This is a genomic window from Sphingomonas sp. CCH10-B3, from assembly GCF_001556185.1.
GTDB lineage: Bacteria > Pseudomonadota > Alphaproteobacteria > Sphingomonadales > Sphingomonadaceae > Sphingomonas > Sphingomonas aquatica.
The window spans coordinates 1-17,344 of sequence record NZ_LSIJ01000103.1; the positions used below are offsets into that span (position 1 = coordinate 1).

The following is a 17,344-nucleotide window of genomic DNA, read 5'->3' on the forward strand; positions in this document are numbered from 1 at the left end:
TCTTAGCAGACCCAATTAAGCTGCACAAAACCGCCCCTCTTGGCCATGATTAGAGCCTCCTTGGCCGCAATTCGACTTACTTCGGTTCGCGCTTGGACTCAAATACGCTGGTCTTCAAAACGGTGAGCGCTTCGGGGCGCTGAAACATGGGCCTCACGTCCTTCGATCCCGACACGACTGATCGCACGCCAGCGTCGGCGAGCGCCGACAGCAGAATATTTCTAGCGATCCCCGTCGCTCTCTCCAAGGCGCCGATCGATATGAAATTCCGCTCGAGATCGGCGAGCGAAGCCAGGGCGGGTCCGTGCGCGATCTGACCGTTGCGCGCCGCGCGCCTGACGAAGCGTAGATGTCCCGCCGCGCGCAGTTTGGACAGGGTGACTGTGTTCAATCCAGTCATCTCGGCAGCTTCCGCAGGGGTGGCGGACGGCTCGTCATCCGCGGCTCTCCCGGGCGGAACGGACGCCAGCACGTCGTTGCGCTCCACCAACAAGGCCGACAAGCCCGATTCACCTGACAGTGTGCCAGCGACCTGCAGCCTGCCCTGGCGCAGCGCGCAATAGACCGTCACCCAGCGTCGAAACAGCTTGTTGGCATCCACGACACGGATCAGGTGGGGCGGAACGACCTTGAAAACCGGCGCGCTCAGCGCACGTTCGAACAGGTTGATGACGCCCTCCAGATCGTAGAAGTGGGTCTTGGGGGTCGACGGTCGGGCCCCCGGCAGTAGATCTGGATTGCCGCCTCTTTCCATCACTCCGCGGAACTGGTTGCGGCTCAGTCCAAGGATCTGTTGCACATCGGACTTGCGACCAGGGCCGAACACCGCGCGGGCACGGGCTATGGCCTGCTCGAGCGCCGCACGTCCCGACAACACAGGCGCCTCTTCGAACGGAGCGACGGCGGCGGAAGTAGGCACCTCCCTAATCGTGCGTCCGAAAAGTCGCGTCGAATGACCACACTTCAGCGACCGACCGGCGTGGTGGAAGACGGCCTCCCGGAAAGGCGACAACGCCGCAGCGCCTCTGCGGTCGAGCCACTTGTAGAGATCGCCATATGCCTCTCCAGGCGTCCTTAGGAGCCCGCGGCGAGCCGCCCGATCGAGCGCGCCGGAGAACGCGTCCGGGCCCTTTTCGAGGATCGAGCCGCCCCGCGCCGTCAACTCCATCCGATCGCCGAGCGGAAGAGTCCTAACCAGGCCGACCTTCGAGCCATGCTCATCAAGGATCCCGGTGCGCAGGGCGAGGCCGGCGGCCAGGTCGGCACTTAGCCCATCGGCCCAGGACGGGCCTTCCATGCCCCGCATCATGGCGAGCAGTTGCGCGTCATAGCCCGTGACCTCTCCATCCGCCTTCAAGTCGGCGAAGTGGGCACCGCACGGGCAGACGTCCGGACGCAGGTTCTTGAGCGAGAGCGGGGCGGAACAGTGCGGGCAGGTCGCAAGGAGGGGAATCCGGTGACGCGGGCAGCCGCTGATCGCCTCGGAACCCCACCAGAAGCGTCGATGGGGTCTGCACTCGACCGGACCGTCCAGCTCATCGCGGTCCTCGGCCAAGCACTGCGGACACACGCGGCCGAGCGTGCGGGGATGGGCGAGATGTCCGCGGTCTTCCAGCAACACACCGCTCAACGAATACCCCTGCGGCGTCCTGACCGGCGTCGATGCCTCGATCAGCGACACCGTGATACCGGATATCCGCGCAAGGGTGTCGAGCGCCCGACCGGTCCGGACGTCGGCGGCCAGCCGGCTCGGGCAGAAGGGCAGTGTGGCAAGGTATCCAGTGACGGTTCGGCTCCCCCGCCGCACAGCGAGGCGGGCCAGCAGGGACGCTGCCGGTTCGTCGGGGCGAAACCGGACGGTCAATGGCGCCAGATCAACCCGCGACGGATCGACGGTCCGGACGAACCCGCGATTGGACATCAGTGGATGACGGGAAGGTCGTCGCGGCGATAGATCAGCTGACGACAGGACGGAGGTCCGAATGCTGGGCGGATCCCCAGAAGTTCCAACGTCTCGCGAACGCGCTTCGGCGAGGTCTGCCGTGCGCGGGCGTAGTCGGCGGCGGTGGCATGGTCGCGGAAGAAGTCCAACACCGATGACGAACTCACTCGACCATCAGGGTCTCGCGCACCGAACACGCCCATGCGGATGAGGCTGCGTGCCGCCTCATGATGGATGCCATGCAGCCTCGCGACATCCTGCACGCACAGGGAGTCCTTCGTGGCGCGCAACGCAGCCAGGTCTGACTGGACGACGGCCACAGCCGACAGCCCGTCGGCTGCCGTTCCGCACCTCGACACCCTCAGCTTCCCTTCCAGCACCTCGCGGCAAGCGACATTCAGCGGGACGGACATGTTGCGGCAGGCGAGCGGGAGTGAAACGAGGTCGCGTCCGGGCCGCGGCTCCGCTCGAGCTAGAACCTCGTGGAGCAGCGCGTCCGCGACGGCCGTGGTCCCGCCGGGCAGCGAACCGAGGACGATCGGGTCGTTGACGAGGCGGCGCGCCTGGCCGCGCCCAACCCCCAACGCCGCCCGCTGTTGCGCCGCCGTCGGGGCCACCGCCCCGAGCAGATCGTCGACCAAAGCCAAGTCCAGCGCGAACGGCACGCCGCGACGGGAACCTTCCGGGATCCCGTCGGTAGCCTCCAGCATGCGGCGTGTGGTGGCGTAGGACCGACCGATTCGTCGCGCGACGGCCGTGGCGTTCATGGTATGCGGAACTGTCGCGCCAAGCCGCTCCTCGTCGCGCGCGATGATCCCGTTGGCTACGGCATGCTCGCGCAGGACGGGGGCGACAAGTTCCGCGGCCGCGCGCGGCGCGTCGCCCACGCAGATATCGGAATACAGCCATCCGTAGGCGGACAGAAGTCCATCGGCCCTGTCGACCGGCCGCGCGACAACGAGTCCGTCCAGCAGCGCGCGGAAGCTCATCGGCCAATCCATGGCCAGCCGGAGCCCGTGAATACGATCGCTGGGCAGGTCGGCGTCTGGACGGCGCGGTTTGACGGGCCGCCAATCGAGCCGCGCCGCGCCGAGCAACTCCATCGTCCTGATGGCGTCGACCAGCGCCATTCCGTCGAGCGCCGGGACGGCCACGGGAGGCACGTAGGAGAGGCGCGATAGAATGTAGGACGCGACCGCGGGGTCGCCTTCCTCCGCGGCGTTCGAGCCGTGCTCGGCCCCACAAACGCAACGGAGCAGGCCACCTCGCCATGTTTGTCGCTGGCCACACGCGGCGCACTCGTCGGTCATGCGGACGCCGTGGCGGTGGCACACGTCAACCGACCGGATGTCCCACCAGGCGAGGCTGGTCGCCCACCAGGTCGGTTCGATCCCCATCCTGCGCGCTTCCGCCTTGTCCTCGTCGATGCAGAGCGGGCAGCGACGTCGCGAACGGACGGACCAATCGCCCAGCCTCAACGCCTGGGCGCGCAAGCGCACGGTGCGCGAAGCGGCTTCAATTACCGGTGAGTGGAAAGCGACGACATCTGCATCAAGACCGGCCTTCTCGGCGAAGGGCCGGACGCCGACACCCGTGACCATTTCCGGCATCGGATGACCGAGATCCCTCGCCAGTCGGAAACCGTCCCCGACACCCCACCGCGATCCAAGGCGCGTGGCGGCCGCGTGACACGGTTCACCTTCGCGGCCGCGAAGGGTGAGGGGGAAGCGTCCGTCCACCGTTCAGGCCTTCGCGACCGACTGCTGGCCGATCCTGCGCCGAGCCCTGCGCTGGGCCTCGGCGTCCGCCGCCGCCCGCGCTGCCGCCTCGATCTGCGCGATCCAGATGTCCTTCACCTTGTCCGACTTGCACAGGAACGGGTTCTGGGACGCCGGGACGGAAGGTTGCGGCTTCGCGGGTTTGAGCAGGACATCGCAGTCGAAGTCGATCGCCTCCTGCTCGACATCCTTTCGGCGAAGATCCATCCAGACCTCGCCGAGCAGCGTCCGGTCGAACGCCCGTCCGCCCTCCGCCGCGCGGCGCAGGGTCGCCACGAGCAGCTTCGACACGATTCCGACGTGACCCCCCGTCGCGACGTAGATCCGCCGCGCCAGGTCGAACTCCTTCAAGCCGACTGGCGCCCCCAGGCCGAGCCGAATGTCGAACACCTCGAGAAGGGCGCGGAAGTTGCGCTGCCCCTCCGACGTGTCCCACCGGTAGGGCGCGAGCACGATGTCCTCCTCGGTCCGGCGTTCGAGCCCGTAGCCGGTGTTGAGGTTGAGGATGCGCGGCGCGCCGGCCAGCACGAATTGCGCCTGCACGACGTTGAGCAGCGATACGAGGAACTTGGCGACCGCGTCCGTGTCGACGCCGAAGATGCGGTCTGCCTCATCCAGCATGATGAGGAGGGTGTGGTGCTTCTGAACCAGGTTCGCGATCTCCTCGATGATGTCCGCCGAGTTCCAGTCGCGCGGAACCTCGTGGCGCATCGCGCGGAAGATCGCCTCGACCACGCCCTTCTTGGTGCAGGGGCTCGGCATCTCCGCGAGCACGGCGGTGATGCGAAGGCCGTCCTCGTCGCGCACATCGTCGAATTGCCGCTTGTGCTGCCGCAGCAGCGTGGTCTTGCCGGCGCCGGGCGCGCCCGTCAGCATCAGGAGGTGTCCGGGCTGCGGCCCACGTCCATCCAGCGGCAAGCTGCGGAGCTGGTGCATGCGCAGCGCCTTCTGCGCCGTCTTCATAGACGGATGCGGGATGATGCCGTTCTCGAGCCTGGCCGCGAGCGTCGCTGCGGCGACCTCGCCCGGCTCGTATCCCGTCAATTCGTTCACGACTGCATCTCCCTGATCAGCCGCATCGCCTCGGATTCGATGTCGGCGAGCAGCGACGCGCCGGCCTCCAGGGTCGTCACGGCAGGCGTGTCGCCGGCCTCGTCGGCGGGATCGACATCGTCGTCTGCCGGCGTTGCGTCGGCCGGCGGTGCCGGGAGCAACGCCTGCGCCTGCGCCGACGCCGCCAGCAGCCGACCGCAAGATCCGAAGCCCGGCACGGGTGTGAACGTGTCGCCCATGTCCCCGTAACGCGCCCACTTCAACGCGGTGGCGAGCGTGGTGCCGCCCTCCAGGGCCTGGGCGCGCGCCGCCTCCACGCGCAGGCGGGCCTCGGCCAGATCCTCGACGCAGGGCGCCTCGTCGCGTCCGATGTGATCGATGGCGTCGCCCCGCCAGATCGCATACTGCTGCTCGGAGACGCCGTCCGTCAGCGCGAAGTCGATGTTGCGGATCTCCAGCCATCCCTCGCCCTCGACGAGGATCCAGATGCGCCCGAGGTCGGCCCGGTCGCGCCGGAACGTCCACATGCGGTCCTTCGCGCCGGTGCGGCGCAGGAGGCGCGCGAGCAGGGGCTCGTCGACGTAGATCTGATTCTTGATGTGGATTCCGGTCGACAGGATCTTGCGCTCGAAGATCTCGCCGGTGATGCGGTATGCGTTGTCGGGGTCGGGTGCCCAGCGGACGCCATAGCGCTCCACGAGCAGAGTCCAGGCCTCATGCGGCGTCATTTCCCGGCCGTATTTGCGGCGGAGCGCCGGGTGCGGCGCCTGGTGGTAGTCGTCGACGATCCACTCGACCAACATCCGGTCGAACTCGGGCCGGGACACCTTCGCGCGCTTCGCCGAGTTGTAGGTGTCCGGGTTCCATGCCTTGGTCGTCCCTTCCTGGAGGTCGAAAACACGGGCGTGGACGGTGCGGAATATGCGCTCGACCGCGGCTTTCAACCACGGCTTCCTGCCGGGCAGGGCGATGGGGTAGACGTGCAGCAGCAGGCAGGCGGTCCGGAAGCTGCGGCTCAGGAATTCCTTGCCGCGGTCGCTGATCAGCCATTCGACCAGACCGAAACACGGCCAGTCGTTCTTTAGCCCGGGGAACGCCGAGAGATCCTTCTCATACATGCTGTGCGCGAGGGCGCGCTGGATCGTCATGTAGCTTGGAGGCAGGAAGCTGACGTGGATGCCGACGATGCACTTGGTCGCGCGGTCCAGGAACACGGTGATCCAGGGCCGGCCGATCGGGCGGCCGTTCTCGTCCACGATCACCAGGTCGACGAGGCAATGGTCGACCTCCACCTCCTCCAGCGGGCGGTCGGGCAGGTCGCGGAGCACGAAGATCCCGAACTTGAGCCAAGCCGCCTTCTTTCCCTCGCGCGCGGCGCAGCGGTCGTAGTCGTCGTAGTGCTTCTTCAGGAAGCGTCGGAAAGTGCGGGATGCCACGACCGGGATGCCGCTCGCCTCGCAGAGCTTTCGGTAGAACTCGTAGGCGACCTGCTTGGAGCGCTTGATGAGATCAAGATACGCGCCCTTCGCGGCCTCCTCCATGAGCTGGTAGGTGTCCGTCTCGTCCTCTGACTTCGCCACGGGGTAGCGGGGATCGCGATAGCCCCGCTTTCCGTAGTCCGGCATCAGGGCCAGCTCGTTGCGCCCGGAGTCGATCCAGACGGAATACCAGGTCGAGACAGTCGATGGCTGCGGCCTCGCCACGACCTTCATCCGCGCCGGTTCGGCGTCGGGTTCCGCGCCGTCACGCTGCCGCACCTTGGCGGCTGTGGCCGAGGCGGCCTCGCGTTCGCGGTCCTGCCATTCGGACGACATGCGCTCCCAGACATCCGGGACCACCGCGGTCGCCGCGGCCTCGACGCTGCGGTGGCAGTTGCGAACGGCATCGAGTGCTTCCACGAAGGCGAGCCGGCGAAGGCACTCGCGCTGGCAGTGCGGGGGCCAGGCGTCGAACGCCGACTTGAGCTTGGCGGCGACGCGCTCGTCGAGGCCCTCGAGGTCGCATGCCCAACGCCGCAGGCGCCGGCCGTGGTAAGCGACGACCAGATCGAGATCCGCCACGAACTCCGTCGTGTCCGAACCGTGCGGCTGGACGACCCAACCCCCGCGCGTCCGGCGGACGACCTTCAGGAGATTGCCGGAGGGCTCACCGATCTGGAGGGTGTCACCGACGCCGATCGCCAGTCTGTTGGAGGGAGCGTGTTCCATCACCAATAGACTTCCAGTTCGTCGTCGATGGCCGCGCCGAGCGCGATCGCGACCTCGCGGTGCCCGACGAGGCCGAGCAGGCAGTTGCGGAGCCGCACGTCGAGGCCTGCGGCGCGCAGGTCGCCTATGGGGCAAGGCGACGTGAAGCTGCGCAGGATGGCGTAGACCCTGCGCGCCTCGAAGGGGTCGATCGCGGTCGCCGCGGCATGGATCCATCTGGCGTTGGACAGCCGCGTGCCCACGCGCAGCGCCTCGCGCGGGCAGAGGCGGTGGATGGCGTTGCGGGCGGCACTCTCGGCCTCGATTGACTCGAGCCGGCCCTTGAGCGTGGGGTCGGCGCCGAACCGTGCGCCCGGCTTTACCTGGAAGAAGCAGCGCTCTCCATGAACCGATGCCGCGAACACGTCGGGCACGTAGGTCGTCCACCGCGAACCGTTGTGGACGCGGAACCGCTCGGGCTGCGAAACCAGTTCGACCGTGCGGTAGTCGACGTCCAGCATGACCAGCAGGTCGCGCTCGCCGGCGCTCTCGAACACCAGCCGCTTCGAGGTCGTCAACGACATGAACTCGCCGGTGCAGGACTGCGAGCTGGTGCGGCGCGACGGATCACGGACGAGATCGGATGCGAGGTCCGGCAGCAGGAAGCCGGCACCCGCACCATGCCGGTTCCGCAGCGCGGGGACCGGCATCGGTTCCTGCGGTCCGTCCGGCCTCGCGACCAACGCGCCGTCAGTAGGCATCGTCGGATGCCAAGTGGATCATGCTGTCGTCGCCGAACTCGTGTTCCTCGGGCGACCAGAGCTTGCCTTCCCGGATGAGGTGGCGGACGGCGGCCTCTACCCCGCAGCGCGAGCCGAGCTCGGACACCAGGAATCCGAACGACAGGGCGTGGCCGCGCCTGTGGAAGATGCCCAGAACGGACTTCGCGTCGTCCACCACCCGCGCGAGCCGGGCGCGCCGGGGGAAGGTGGCGCGTCCCGATCCGCCACGAGCGTCACCGACGCCCCACTCCGCCGCCCTGTCCTTCAAATGGGGAGGACCGTCCCTCCACTCCGTGGCGCGCCACACGCCCATCGGCGTCCTGGACGCGGCGCTCGGGAAGCTGACCTCGGCCCGCGCATCGAGCCAACCCCGATCCCCTTCAACCCGAACCGTTCCCGAGAGCGTAATCAGCGGCCTACCGATCGGCGCGCCGTTCGCGTCGACAACGATCAGGTCGAGCGGGATCTGGCGATTGAACGCCAGCTTCATCTCCCGGCGCAGATCGAACCAGCGCTGGATCACCGCCATCCGCCGCCGCACCGCCTCGCAGGACACGTAGGGCAGCCCTGCATCGCGGAGCTCCCTGAGCGCTCGGTCGTGCGCCCGCTTGGCGCAGGGCGGCATCGAAGGGAGGAACTCGGTGCCGATCGCGTGGGCGAGCACCCGCTCGACCCTTTCGCTGAGACGTCCGCCCGCGAACGTCCATCCGTCGAACCTCAGTGCCATCCGCCACCTCCCGCCGGTGCGGAATGCTGGCAGGCCTCCACCAGCGTCGCGCCGGAAAGATAGCCGGGCGTCAGGACGCGGACTGCCCCGCGCCCGACGAGTTCGAGCACCGCGTAGCGCGCCGCGACGCGCGAGCCGAGAGCCGCGACGACGGCGTCGAACGGCACCGGGGCCGCCGATTCCCCCAGCAGCGCCAGCGCGGCTTCGGTGGCGAACGAGCCGACGGGGCGAAGCGTGGCGTGGATGGCGAGCGGGCCGAGAACGCCCGACCCCGGCTCCGACGCCGTCGCCGACATCGCCCTGCGAGCCTGCTCGAACACCATCGCGCGGTGGTGGCGCTCCACCACGCCCTTTGCGGAAGGCCGCATCGTCGGAACCATTCTCGTCATCAGTCGCACTGTCGCAACCTCACATTCCATTCCACTCATATCAGATGACTCATCCTGCTTGAACGTGATAGTAATAAGAGAGGAAAAGCTATGCCCTGTCAATCCCATTCCGATCACGTTCCTTCGTGGCAGCACGCGCTGACGCGCTTCTTGCTGCCACAGGAACGATCGCCTATCGTCGCGCGCGATGATGCAGGGGCGTTCATGACGGTCGATGGCGAGGACTGGCGGGATGACCCGCGCTGGCTCGAGCTGACGCTCGAGAAGCGCGCGGTGGCGCTGACACGCATGGAGGTGATCAAGCGCTACCTAGCGCTGGAAAGGCGTTCGGCGGAACAGGCCGATCGTTTCGCCGCCGAACTCGGGATCGGCCGGTCGCGCTTCTACGGTCTATGCAAGCTGTGGGAGCGGACGGGATCGCCCGTCCCACTGGCGCCATACAGCGAACCGGTCGTGCCGAAGCGGCCGTCGGTGAAGGCCGAGCGCGTCGCAGAGATCGAGGCCAGGATCGGCAGTGCCCTCGGCTCGACCCGCGAACGCACCCCGAACGTCATCGTCGACGCCGTCGCGCGCGGCTGGGGCGATCAGACCAAGCCGCCGGCGCGAGAGACGCTGCGCCGGTTCGTGCTGCAGGCCATCGCCCGGGAGGAGACCGAGAACGGCGAGGTGATCCGACGCGAGGCGAACGAGGTGGCGCGCCGCTTCGGCGAGGTCATCGTCTTCGACCATTGCCTGGTCGACATCTTCGCCGAGGACCGACCATCCCCCAGGCGGCCGACCCTCACGCTGGCGATCGACCTGTTCACGGGCGCGCCGATCGGCCACGCCGTCGCCCTTGCGCCGCCAAGTGCCGACATGGTCGTCGCCGCCATCGTTGACGCGACGCTCCGGTCAGCGAAGCTGGGTGGCGCCGCGGTGCGGCCGCGGATCGTCTTCGGATCCACCTATGCGGCGGACTGGACGAGGTTGATCAAGCGGTTCCAGTCGTCCGGCATCGTGATGTCGGGACGCCGCTCGCCCGAACTTCCGTTCGGCGCCCCGACCGCCCGATTGATCGGGCCGCGTCTCGGCCGGCTGCGCCTGCTCGCCCGTGCGGGTCACGAGGAAGACGGTGCTACGGCCGGCTTCGATCCGGCGACGCATCCGGTCCTCTCGCTGAAACAGGCGAGGTCCGTCGTCGTCACCAACCTCGCGACCGTCCTCGTCGAACGGCTCGGCGAGAGCGGCGGTCGGCCGCTGCTATTCGACCTCGACGAGGACCGGAACTGAGCGCCTCCCATTAACCGAATATACCGCGACGCCCGCCTATCGTCGGCGGATGCCGCAACATCCCGAAATCCAATGGCTGCTCGACCTGCTGCCGGCGCACAGGCACGACGAGGTGGCGGCAGCGATCGCGGGCGCCGGCCTCACCAGGCTGCCACCGTCGACGGTCGGATGCGGCCACCCTCTGGGATATCTCCTCCAGGTCGACCAGCGCCGGGTCATCGTCCCGGACGCCTTCGGGCCCAAGCGCCGCGCCAGGCGGCTGCAGGATTTTGCCGATATCCTGCGGGCATGTCGCGGTGCCGAGATCCGCGAAAGCCTGATAACGATCGACGGCAGCTTGCCATGGGACCCACCGGCGTGGGCCTGGCGCTGCTCGCGGGTCCTTCGCGATGCGCTGGCGATGGCTAGAATGCCTGCGGAGGACATGCTCGACCGCGTGCGGTGGGCGCCCATCCACAGCAACGCGCTGCCGATCGACATTTACCTTAGGGATCCGGCGACCGGCACCCCCAAGTGGATCGCGTCGCTCCGCGTAGAGCGCCCACCCGTCGGCGACCTGCTGCGCGCGACGATCGACCTGGGCGGCGGTGTCGTCTACCGTGAGGGTGGCGACGACACGTTCCTTTCGACCCGGCATGAAATCGTCGCGCGCGGCCGCCGGATTCCCGCGACCATCGCCGTGGGCCTGAGCGGAAGGCCGGTGTCGGCTCTGGTCGGGCATCCGCTGCTGGCTCAACGTCGATACGAGGTGCTGAAGGCCTGGACCGGGCCGAGCTACACGCGGGCGATCATCGATGTGCCCGAACGCTCGCTGGCTCGCCTGCCGAGCAGGTTCTCGGCAATCCTTCCCGGGCACGACCGGTCCGACCTCGTCGCATCGCCGTGGCGCTGAACCCGGTGCCGCGTCACTGAAGGCGGCGGTATCTGCTGCCGGCGTCGATCCTGTCGACGGTCGGTCCCGACGCCCGCGGCTGATGCCCGGGCGAATACACCTCCAGCCGCAACCACTCGCGCTCGTCGTCGAGCAGTTCGTCAGCGACCTCGCGCATCCACTCGCCGGACGCGCCGTTCCAGAAATATCCGCGGCGGCGAAGAACATCCTTGCGGTCGTAGTGCGCGCCGCTCGCCCGGACGAGCCAGCCGGTCCGCCGGGCACCGGCGATGACCTGGGACAGCACCGTCGACTCGTCGCTGAACCGGTGGCGGAGCAGCTCGATCAGCGCATCGACATCGTCACCCGCCCGGTGGGCTTCGTAGAAGAAGCCCGCCTGATCGAGCAGCCAGCGCAGCGCGCGGCCTTCATAACCCGCCTCGGCCCAGCCGACCTCCTCCATGCTGCAGGACCAGCGCAAGCCGGCGACGGCCGGCAGGCGCTTCTCGACGAACGGGCGGTCGAACCGGCTATGGTGCGCCACGACCAGCGCGGCGGACAGCATCAGCTCGACGGCGGCACCGTCATCGATCGTCCGGCCGGCGAGGTCGGCGTCCGAAAGGCGGGTAAGCCGCGACACGGCCGGATCCAGCGGCCGGCCCGGATCCTCCAGCCAAGAGAACGGCGCGTCCAGCGCGACGATCTCCCCGGTCGATGTGAACCTGAAACGCCGCAGCGCCAGTTCGATGATGGCGTCGTTCGCCGGGTCGAGGCCCGTCGTCTCGGTGTCGAGGCAGACGCCGATCCACGATCCCGCCGTCGGGCCGAGCGACACCCGCCGGGTGGGCAGCGCTACACGCTCGAGCACCCTGAACCGGCCATCGGCCAGCAGCAACCGCCGCGCCCGCTCGACCTCCACCTCGTTCGGCCTGTCCACGACGCGACCCTCAGTGAACCGTGTGGCTGGTCGCGGCGACCTGGTTGAGGAGCAGCAGCAGAACGCGGCGGAACCCGACCTCGCCGTCATCGACGAGCAGGTCGCGGATCGAGCGGCCGCCGAAGGCCGCCCGTGCGTCACGCACCCAGGCGGCCGTCGCGGCATCCTCCACCCCGGCGATCAGGCGCAGCTGCTCAACGACGATCAGACGACGCGCGCGCTGCGCCACGATGGGCGGGATGCCGTCGCCGCCGTCCTCGATCGCCTGGCCGATCCAATGGTCGAGGATCTGCTCGCCGACACCGAGGACCCGCGCGGCCTCGGCGCTGTCCCAGCGCCAGTGCCACATGAGGTAGACGAGGTCCGCGAGCAGCAGCGCCCGCCGATCGGCCACGTCGTTGGCCCGCACGTAGCCCGGCGTCGGACGGTGGTCCGCGTGCGTCGAGATCCACATGTCGCCGCGCTCGAGCGAGAGCTCGCCCATCGGCCGCCCATCGCGGCACCCCGCGACGTAGAGGAACACGTCGGAGTATGAATCCGCCCCGACGGCGTCCAGCGTCACGACCACGTTGGTCAGCATATCCATGAGCTGCGGCAGGCCCTGCGCCTCCGCGATGACATTCTCTTGCATCGGTCGTCCCTTTCGTCAGTTCCCTTCGGTCGTCCGGCACGCAGAAGCGCCGATGCACGAAATCGCCCGTGCAAGTTAAACCCTGACATGATGTTAGGGTTCTGTCAAGAACGAACAAAGAACACGGGGTCGAGCACAGGAAGTGCGTGGACCTGTCGGCGTGTCGGGCTGGAAAGATTCAGCACCGCCGCCCCATACCGGATCACCACGGAGCTAACCGCAAATCGTAACGATCACCTCCAATCAAGCTGACCTAACCACCCGGCCTTGTTCGTGATAAAGTGAAGCATGGCGAGCGGCACGACAATCCTCGGCTTACCGATCCCGTCGAGCAGCCCGATTTTCGTTACGCTCGTGGTAATCCACATCCTATTCGGGATCGCGGTAGTGTTGTCCGGCCTTATGGCAATGCTCAGCCAAAAAGGTCGCGGGCGGCACTCAACCTTCGGCAAAGCCTATTTCTGGCTTCTCGCCGGCGTGGGTGTCACGATGGCAGCATTGTCGACCATGCGGTGGTCCGAGGACTATCCGCTTTTCATCCTAGGCGTGCTGGCCCTCACATGCGCCTACACGGGCCGACGTCTGCGACGAAAGCCCCGCCTCCACCTAGTGTCGATGGGCGCTTCATACGTTCTCATGCTTACCGCGTTTTACGTGGACAACGGAAAGGTCTTGCCCTTGTGGAAGGAACTTCCGAGCCTTGCCTATTGGCTTCTGCCTGGGGCCCTCGGGATTCCGTTGATCATCTGGGCGTCATTTCGGCACCCGATAGTCGTGGGCCACAACGGCAGCAGGTGGCATCTCAATTGGGAGAGACGTGCCCCGACAACGTATCGATGATCGGACAATCGGGCCGATCATCGCCGTGACATTTGCCAGCGAGATCGACGAGCGCCGCGCGCATGCGCTCGAGGGCGACCGCCTTGCGGCCGAGATCGGCCGCGCGGGCGAGCGCCAGCGCCTTGACGTCCGCGCTCGCCCGGCCGCGGTCGTGCCACAGCGACAGCAGGTCGGCGATCTCGGTTATCGGGAAGCCCAGGTCGCGCGCGTTGGCGATGAAGCGTAGCCGATGGACGTCGGCGTCCGAATAGTCGCGATAGCCGCTGTCGCGACGCGGCGGGGCCGGGATCAGGGACAGCTTCTCGTAGTGACGGATCATCCGCTGCGAGACGCCGCTCGCCTTCGATGCCTGGCCGATGTTCATCACCTCCACTTGTATGATGGCGCCGTTCCAACGAGAAGCTGAAAAACCCGAATGGCACGGCATCACCCGCGATGACGCCACCGGGGCGGATTGGGGGCGTGGCGTAGGATGGGGATCGGCTGGGGCCCGGGCGGCCCGACCGACAGCGTGAACAGGTTCGTGGCGCACGAGGTCCGGCGGCAGCTCGCGGGCAACCCGGTCGCGCGCCGCGCGCGCTATCCCGCCGGCCACCGCCTGCTGCGCAGCCTCATGGGCGCGCCGTTCAGCCTTTTCCTGGCCCGCTACCTGATCGTCGACCTCGCCGTGCTCAACGTCGAGGCATGGTCCCAGATCGTTGCTCCCGATGCCGCTGTGGTGTCGACGGCGCGGGCGGCCCAGATCGTCGACATCGTCAAGACCGTGCCGAGCTATCTGCTCGGAGCGCAGATTGGCCTGCTCGGCATCATCTCGCTGGCGTTGGCGCTTGTCACGCTGATCGCACAGCGCGACGACGCGACCACCGACGTGAAGGTGTATTACCACGAATCGATGTTCTTCGGGATCACGGCGAGCGGCATCGCGCTCGCCGCGGTCCTGTCCGTCCAGTTCCTATGGCCGCTGCAGACAGCCCTACACCGACTGGGGGGCGGATCGGGCTCGCCGATCTTCAAGCTCGCGCTGGTCGCGGCGCACACCGCCTGGTTCGTCGTCAACCTGTGGGCCGTCGCGCACTTCGTGTCGGTGACGTTCCGCTTCGTGCAGCGTTCGGCGCGGGAACGCCTGCGGGAGCGATACACCGCCAACGTGGTCGTGCCGCGGCAACTCACCGACCGCCTTCGCCAGCAGGTCTATGGCGCGGCCGGCGGTCGCGCCGACCCGGGCATGCCGGGCGCCTTCTTCGGGTATTCGTTCGGGACCGGCGGCGAGATAGAGATCGAGCGCGAGTTCGCGCCCAGCACCGTGCTCGTCGACGTGCACATGGGCGTCGTGCGGTGGGTGCTGGCCAGATGGGCGAAGCGTTGCTCGGCTGAACCTGCACCGACGGGGGGCGCCGCGCGCTCCGGGCCGCGGATCTGGTTCACGCCGGCGCTCGACCGCTCCATGCGGGGCAGGGTCGCATGGTGCCGGCGCAACGGCGGCGTGCCGCTCACCGCGTTCGAGCGGTGGGCGCTGCGCCGCGCGTTCCGCTTCGAGGAGCGCCGCGATGAGGGATGACCTGCCGACACCCGAGCAGATCATGGAGGAGCTGGCCGACCGCGCCATCGCCCAGATCGACCGCCGCGCACCAGTCGCGTTCGAGGGCGCGCTCGACGAACTCGTCCGCTATCACCGCTTCCTGCTCGGCCTGCATGCGACCGAAACCGAGGAGGGACGACCCTTCAGCTACGCCGAGGTGAGCGGCGCGGCCTGGCACGCCCCCCACAGAGACTGGATCCGCCAATACCGCCGGCTGTTCGACCGCGCTGCCGAGCGCATCCCGGACGAACAGCGCTTCCTCGACGCGCTCGCCTACGTCCCATATCGCCTGCTCGACGCCGAACCCGGCATCCGGCTGTCCAAGACGGTCGTCGAGGGCATCCTGGATCTCCAGCCCATACTGATGCACGCGATCGAGGCCTGGGTGACCCGCCGGTCGATCATCGAGGGCGACGCCAACGCCGCTGGCGAACACGTCGGACTGAGCGGTTCGGACGCCCGCGCCCTCGCCAAGGTCTTGCCTAGCATGGTCGGCGGATGGGAGGCGAACCTCAACACCGCGTCGCCGGTCTATGGATGGCAGGTCGAGGCCGGCACGACCGCCGAGGAAGTATGGGCGCGCTACGTCTCGGCGTGGCCCTTCCTGCGCCAGCACCTCGGCAACACAGCGTATTGCCTGGCGGTCGCCGTGTGGAACGGGGACAAGACCGGCGCGCGCCTGTTCCGCGAGGCACTGGTCCGCTGGCCGGGTTCGGCGCTGCTCGACGTGCAGCGCGACGGGCTCGACCGCTTCCCCTGGCTGCTGATGCCCGAACTGCTCGAAGGCGGCTGGGCCGCGGCGGCCAGCCGATCGGCGAGGATGGACCATCCGTTCCTGCCGCAACCTGCGCCCGGCGGCATCTTCGCCGAGATCGTCGACGGGGCGCGGCAGGATGTACTGCTCGTCACCGCGGCGATGATGCTGGTCTGGTCGATCGGCGGCGGCGCCGTCGGCGATCTTGCCGCCGTCACGGCGCGCGAACTGGTCAGCGGCATGGGCTCGGACCCGACGGAGCCGAACGCGGGCGGCCTCGACTTCAAGACGGTCGTGGAGGGCCTGATCAGGCTACAGCTCGTCGGCGAGCGCTATCAGGACGGGACCCACGGGCACTGGCTCGACAGGCTGGTCTCCAGCATGGACAACATGCGCGAGGACGCCGTCGTCCCCGGTCGCGTCTACACGCCGACCACGATGCACGACCGCGAGCAGCTGGTCATGGGCGACATGGCCCTGATCGCCGCGCTCGCGCCCAGCGAGGGGTCCGGCGGCGTCGCCGACGACCTGGACGCGATCGCGGCGGACGAGGCGCTGCCGCCGCTCGGCGACCGGTCGTTGCGCGACGTGCTGATGGAGTTCGACCGCTACCGGCACATGCTCGCCACCCAGCCGCCAGGCCTGCCGCGCGCTATCCAGGCGCTGGCGCCGGACGCCGACCCCGTGACCGCCATCGCGAACCTCGTCCGCGTGATGGACGACGCCACCGCGACGATCGCGCGCCGCCGCCGCGAACGGCTACTGGCAAAGGAGATCGACGCGCCCGCGATGGAGGAGCTGCGGGCCGCCATCGAGGCCGACGTGCTCGCCGAGCCGGCGATGGTGCCGGTTTTCGACGAGGTGGGTGTGTTCCTCGCCGATCAGGGCCAGGGCGACGAGCGGCGGACGCTGTTCAACGGGATCGGGAAGGGCAAGCTGGTCCGACCGGAGATGGAGCAGGCGAGCGCGAACTGGACCGAATTCATCGCCAAGCACGCCCGCGAAGCGGCGGGTGGATACGCGTTCGCCGCGTTTGCGCGGATGCCGAGGGAATCGGTCGACGCGGACGGCGAACTCGACGATCCGTCGTTCTGGCGCGCGATGCCGGATCTGGTGCGCCGCGTCGGCGACAGGCCGATCCTCATCGTGGCGCACCAGGATTCGATCGACCGGCTCGGACGGCTGCCGTTCGGACGCGACGACCCCCTCGCCGGCTTCGCCGTCTCATACCATCGGACGCCTCGCGAGCGCGGGCGCCACGTCGTGACGATCGAGGGAGTCGAGGTCTTCGCGGCGGACATCCCGCGAGGCACCGCCTGGCTGACCTCGGCGGGGCACCTGCGGCGGATCGGCTACGCGCCCGTCGCCGGCGGCCGTGTCAGCCTCGCCTACGAACTCGACGACGGCACCGAGGCGACCGTCGGCAGCCTCGTCGTCGGCTTCCGCCAGGTGCTGGAATGGGACGACGGCCCGGTGCTCGAACTCCGCCTCGGCGCGATCGGTCGCGAAGGCGGCACGGCCGCGCCGGATGGGGAATGACGTGACTGCCGCCCGCCACGTCACGTCCATCCATGGGGCGCAAGACGCGGCACGTCCGACCGACCGG

Annotated in this window: 15 protein-coding genes; 5 read left to right on the top strand and 10 right to left on the bottom strand. The window is 68.3% G+C overall.

Annotated features, from left to right (window positions below; all coding sequences use genetic code 11):
• Window positions 1-76 precede the first annotated feature (76 nt).
• From AX672_RS16685 to AX672_RS16715, 7 genes are all read right to left on the bottom strand, one after another.
• A complete protein-coding gene (locus AX672_RS16685; RefSeq protein WP_066653405.1) occupies window positions 77-1,921 on the bottom strand; it encodes a TniQ family protein in 1,845 nt (614 codons plus the stop codon).
• Entirely contained in the window at window positions 1,921-3,552 is a 1,632-nt protein-coding gene (locus tag AX672_RS16690) for a TniQ family protein (RefSeq protein ID WP_066653407.1), read from the bottom strand. The genes AX672_RS16685 and AX672_RS16690 overlap by 1 nt, the downstream gene beginning before the upstream one ends.
• Before the next feature lie 132 nt (window positions 3,553-3,684).
• Window positions 3,685-4,773, bottom strand: coding sequence for an ATP-binding protein (locus AX672_RS16695; RefSeq protein ID WP_066653410.1), 1,089 nt, complete (start codon window positions 4,771-4,773; stop codon window positions 3,685-3,687).
• Window positions 4,770-6,980 (bottom strand): DDE-type integrase/transposase/recombinase, encoded by a 2,211-nt coding sequence (locus AX672_RS16700; protein ID WP_066653413.1) that lies wholly within the window; start codon window positions 6,978-6,980, stop codon window positions 4,770-4,772. The genes AX672_RS16695 and AX672_RS16700 overlap by 4 nt, the downstream gene beginning before the upstream one ends.
• Window positions 6,980-7,720 (bottom strand): hypothetical protein, encoded by a 741-nt coding sequence (locus AX672_RS18955; RefSeq protein WP_202189362.1) that lies wholly within the window; start codon window positions 7,718-7,720, stop codon window positions 6,980-6,982. The genes AX672_RS16700 and AX672_RS18955 overlap by 1 nt, the downstream gene beginning before the upstream one ends.
• Window positions 7,710-8,468, bottom strand: a complete 759-nt coding sequence (locus AX672_RS16710; protein ID WP_066653420.1) for a hypothetical protein — start codon at window positions 8,466-8,468, stop codon at window positions 7,710-7,712. Before AX672_RS16710 ends, AX672_RS18955 begins: the two co-directional genes overlap by 11 nt.
• On the bottom strand, window positions 8,459-8,857 hold the full coding sequence (locus AX672_RS16715) for a hypothetical protein (protein WP_168727525.1): 399 nt from the start codon (window positions 8,855-8,857) through the stop codon (window positions 8,459-8,461). Before AX672_RS16715 ends, AX672_RS16710 begins: the two co-directional genes overlap by 10 nt.
• Before the next feature lie 204 nt (window positions 8,858-9,061).
• Here AX672_RS16715 and AX672_RS16720 point away from each other — a divergent pair, with 204 nt between their 5' ends.
• Both AX672_RS16720 and AX672_RS16725 read left to right on the top strand, forming a co-directional pair.
• Window positions 9,062-10,126, top strand: coding sequence for a hypothetical protein (locus tag AX672_RS16720; RefSeq protein ID WP_066653430.1), 1,065 nt, complete (start codon window positions 9,062-9,064; stop codon window positions 10,124-10,126).
• 49 nt (window positions 10,127-10,175) lie between these two features.
• Window positions 10,176-11,018 carry a hypothetical protein gene (locus tag AX672_RS16725; protein ID WP_066653435.1) on the top strand — a complete coding sequence of 281 codons (843 nt, stop codon included), beginning with the start codon at window positions 10,176-10,178 and terminating at the stop codon, window positions 11,016-11,018.
• A 13-nt stretch (window positions 11,019-11,031) separates the two neighbouring features.
• Here AX672_RS16725 and AX672_RS16730 read toward each other — a convergent pair whose 3' ends face one another.
• Both AX672_RS16730 and AX672_RS18960 read right to left on the bottom strand, forming a co-directional pair.
• Window positions 11,032-11,934, bottom strand: a complete 903-nt coding sequence (locus tag AX672_RS16730) for a 3'-5' exonuclease (RefSeq protein WP_066653437.1) — start codon at window positions 11,932-11,934, stop codon at window positions 11,032-11,034.
• Window positions 11,935-11,944: 10 nt separating this feature from the next.
• Window positions 11,945-12,565 carry a hypothetical protein gene (locus tag AX672_RS18960; RefSeq protein WP_066653446.1) on the bottom strand — a complete coding sequence of 207 codons (621 nt, stop codon included), beginning with the start codon at window positions 12,563-12,565 and terminating at the stop codon, window positions 11,945-11,947.
• Between the two features lie 288 nt (window positions 12,566-12,853).
• Here AX672_RS18960 and AX672_RS19285 point away from each other — a divergent pair, with 288 nt between their 5' ends.
• Window positions 12,854-13,405 (top strand): DUF2306 domain-containing protein, encoded by a 552-nt coding sequence (locus tag AX672_RS19285; protein ID WP_066653449.1) that lies wholly within the window; start codon window positions 12,854-12,856, stop codon window positions 13,403-13,405.
• On the opposite strand, the gene cueR is transcribed toward AX672_RS19285, so the two are convergent.
• On the bottom strand, window positions 13,368-13,769 hold the full coding sequence (cueR, locus tag AX672_RS16745) for a Cu(I)-responsive transcriptional regulator (protein ID WP_066653552.1): 402 nt from the start codon (window positions 13,767-13,769) through the stop codon (window positions 13,368-13,370). The two genes, AX672_RS19285 and cueR, sit on opposite strands and share 38 nt — an antisense overlap.
• A 108-nt stretch (window positions 13,770-13,877) precedes the next feature.
• Here cueR and AX672_RS16750 point away from each other — a divergent pair, with 108 nt between their 5' ends.
• Both AX672_RS16750 and AX672_RS16755 read left to right on the top strand, forming a co-directional pair.
• Window positions 13,878-14,963: a hypothetical protein gene (locus AX672_RS16750; protein WP_066653452.1), complete on the top strand. Its 1,086-nt coding sequence runs from the start codon at window positions 13,878-13,880 to the stop codon at window positions 14,961-14,963.
• Window positions 14,953-17,277, top strand: a complete 2,325-nt coding sequence (locus AX672_RS16755; RefSeq protein ID WP_168727526.1) for a hypothetical protein — start codon at window positions 14,953-14,955, stop codon at window positions 17,275-17,277. The genes AX672_RS16750 and AX672_RS16755 overlap by 11 nt, the downstream gene beginning before the upstream one ends.
• Window positions 17,278-17,344: the final 67 nt, after the last annotated feature.

Bases quoted from the DNA above. Each gene is read 5' to 3' on its own strand.
- AX672_RS18955 (WP_202189362.1), bottom strand. From the start codon at position 7,720: ATGCCTACTGACGGCGCGTTGGTCGCGAGGCCGGACGGACCGCAGGAA.
- AX672_RS16700 (WP_066653413.1), bottom strand. From the start codon at position 6,980: ATGGAACACGCTCCCTCCAACAGACTGGCGATCGGCGTCGGTGACACC.
- AX672_RS18960 (WP_066653446.1), bottom strand. From the start codon at position 12,565: ATGCAAGAGAATGTCATCGCGGAGGCGCAGGGCCTGCCGCAGCTCATG.
- cueR (WP_066653552.1), bottom strand. From the start codon at position 13,769: ATGAACATCGGCCAGGCATCGAAGGCGAGCGGCGTCTCGCAGCGGATG.
- AX672_RS16755 (WP_168727526.1), top strand. From the start codon at position 14,953: ATGAGGGATGACCTGCCGACACCCGAGCAGATCATGGAGGAGCTGGCC.
- AX672_RS19285 (WP_066653449.1), top strand. From the start codon at position 12,854: ATGGCGAGCGGCACGACAATCCTCGGCTTACCGATCCCGTCGAGCAGC.
- AX672_RS16750 (WP_066653452.1), top strand. From the start codon at position 13,878: ATGGGGATCGGCTGGGGCCCGGGCGGCCCGACCGACAGCGTGAACAGG.
- AX672_RS16690 (WP_066653407.1), bottom strand. From the start codon at position 3,552: ATGCCGGAAATGGTCACGGGTGTCGGCGTCCGGCCCTTCGCCGAGAAG.
- AX672_RS16715 (WP_168727525.1), bottom strand. From the start codon at position 8,857: ATGACGAGAATGGTTCCGACGATGCGGCCTTCCGCAAAGGGCGTGGTG.
- AX672_RS16685 (WP_066653405.1), bottom strand. From the start codon at position 1,921: ATGTCCAATCGCGGGTTCGTCCGGACCGTCGATCCGTCGCGGGTTGAT.
- AX672_RS16725 (WP_066653435.1), top strand. From the start codon at position 10,176: ATGCCGCAACATCCCGAAATCCAATGGCTGCTCGACCTGCTGCCGGCG.
- AX672_RS16710 (WP_066653420.1), bottom strand. From the start codon at position 8,468: ATGGCACTGAGGTTCGACGGATGGACGTTCGCGGGCGGACGTCTCAGC.
- AX672_RS16720 (WP_066653430.1), top strand. From the start codon at position 9,062: ATGACGGTCGATGGCGAGGACTGGCGGGATGACCCGCGCTGGCTCGAG.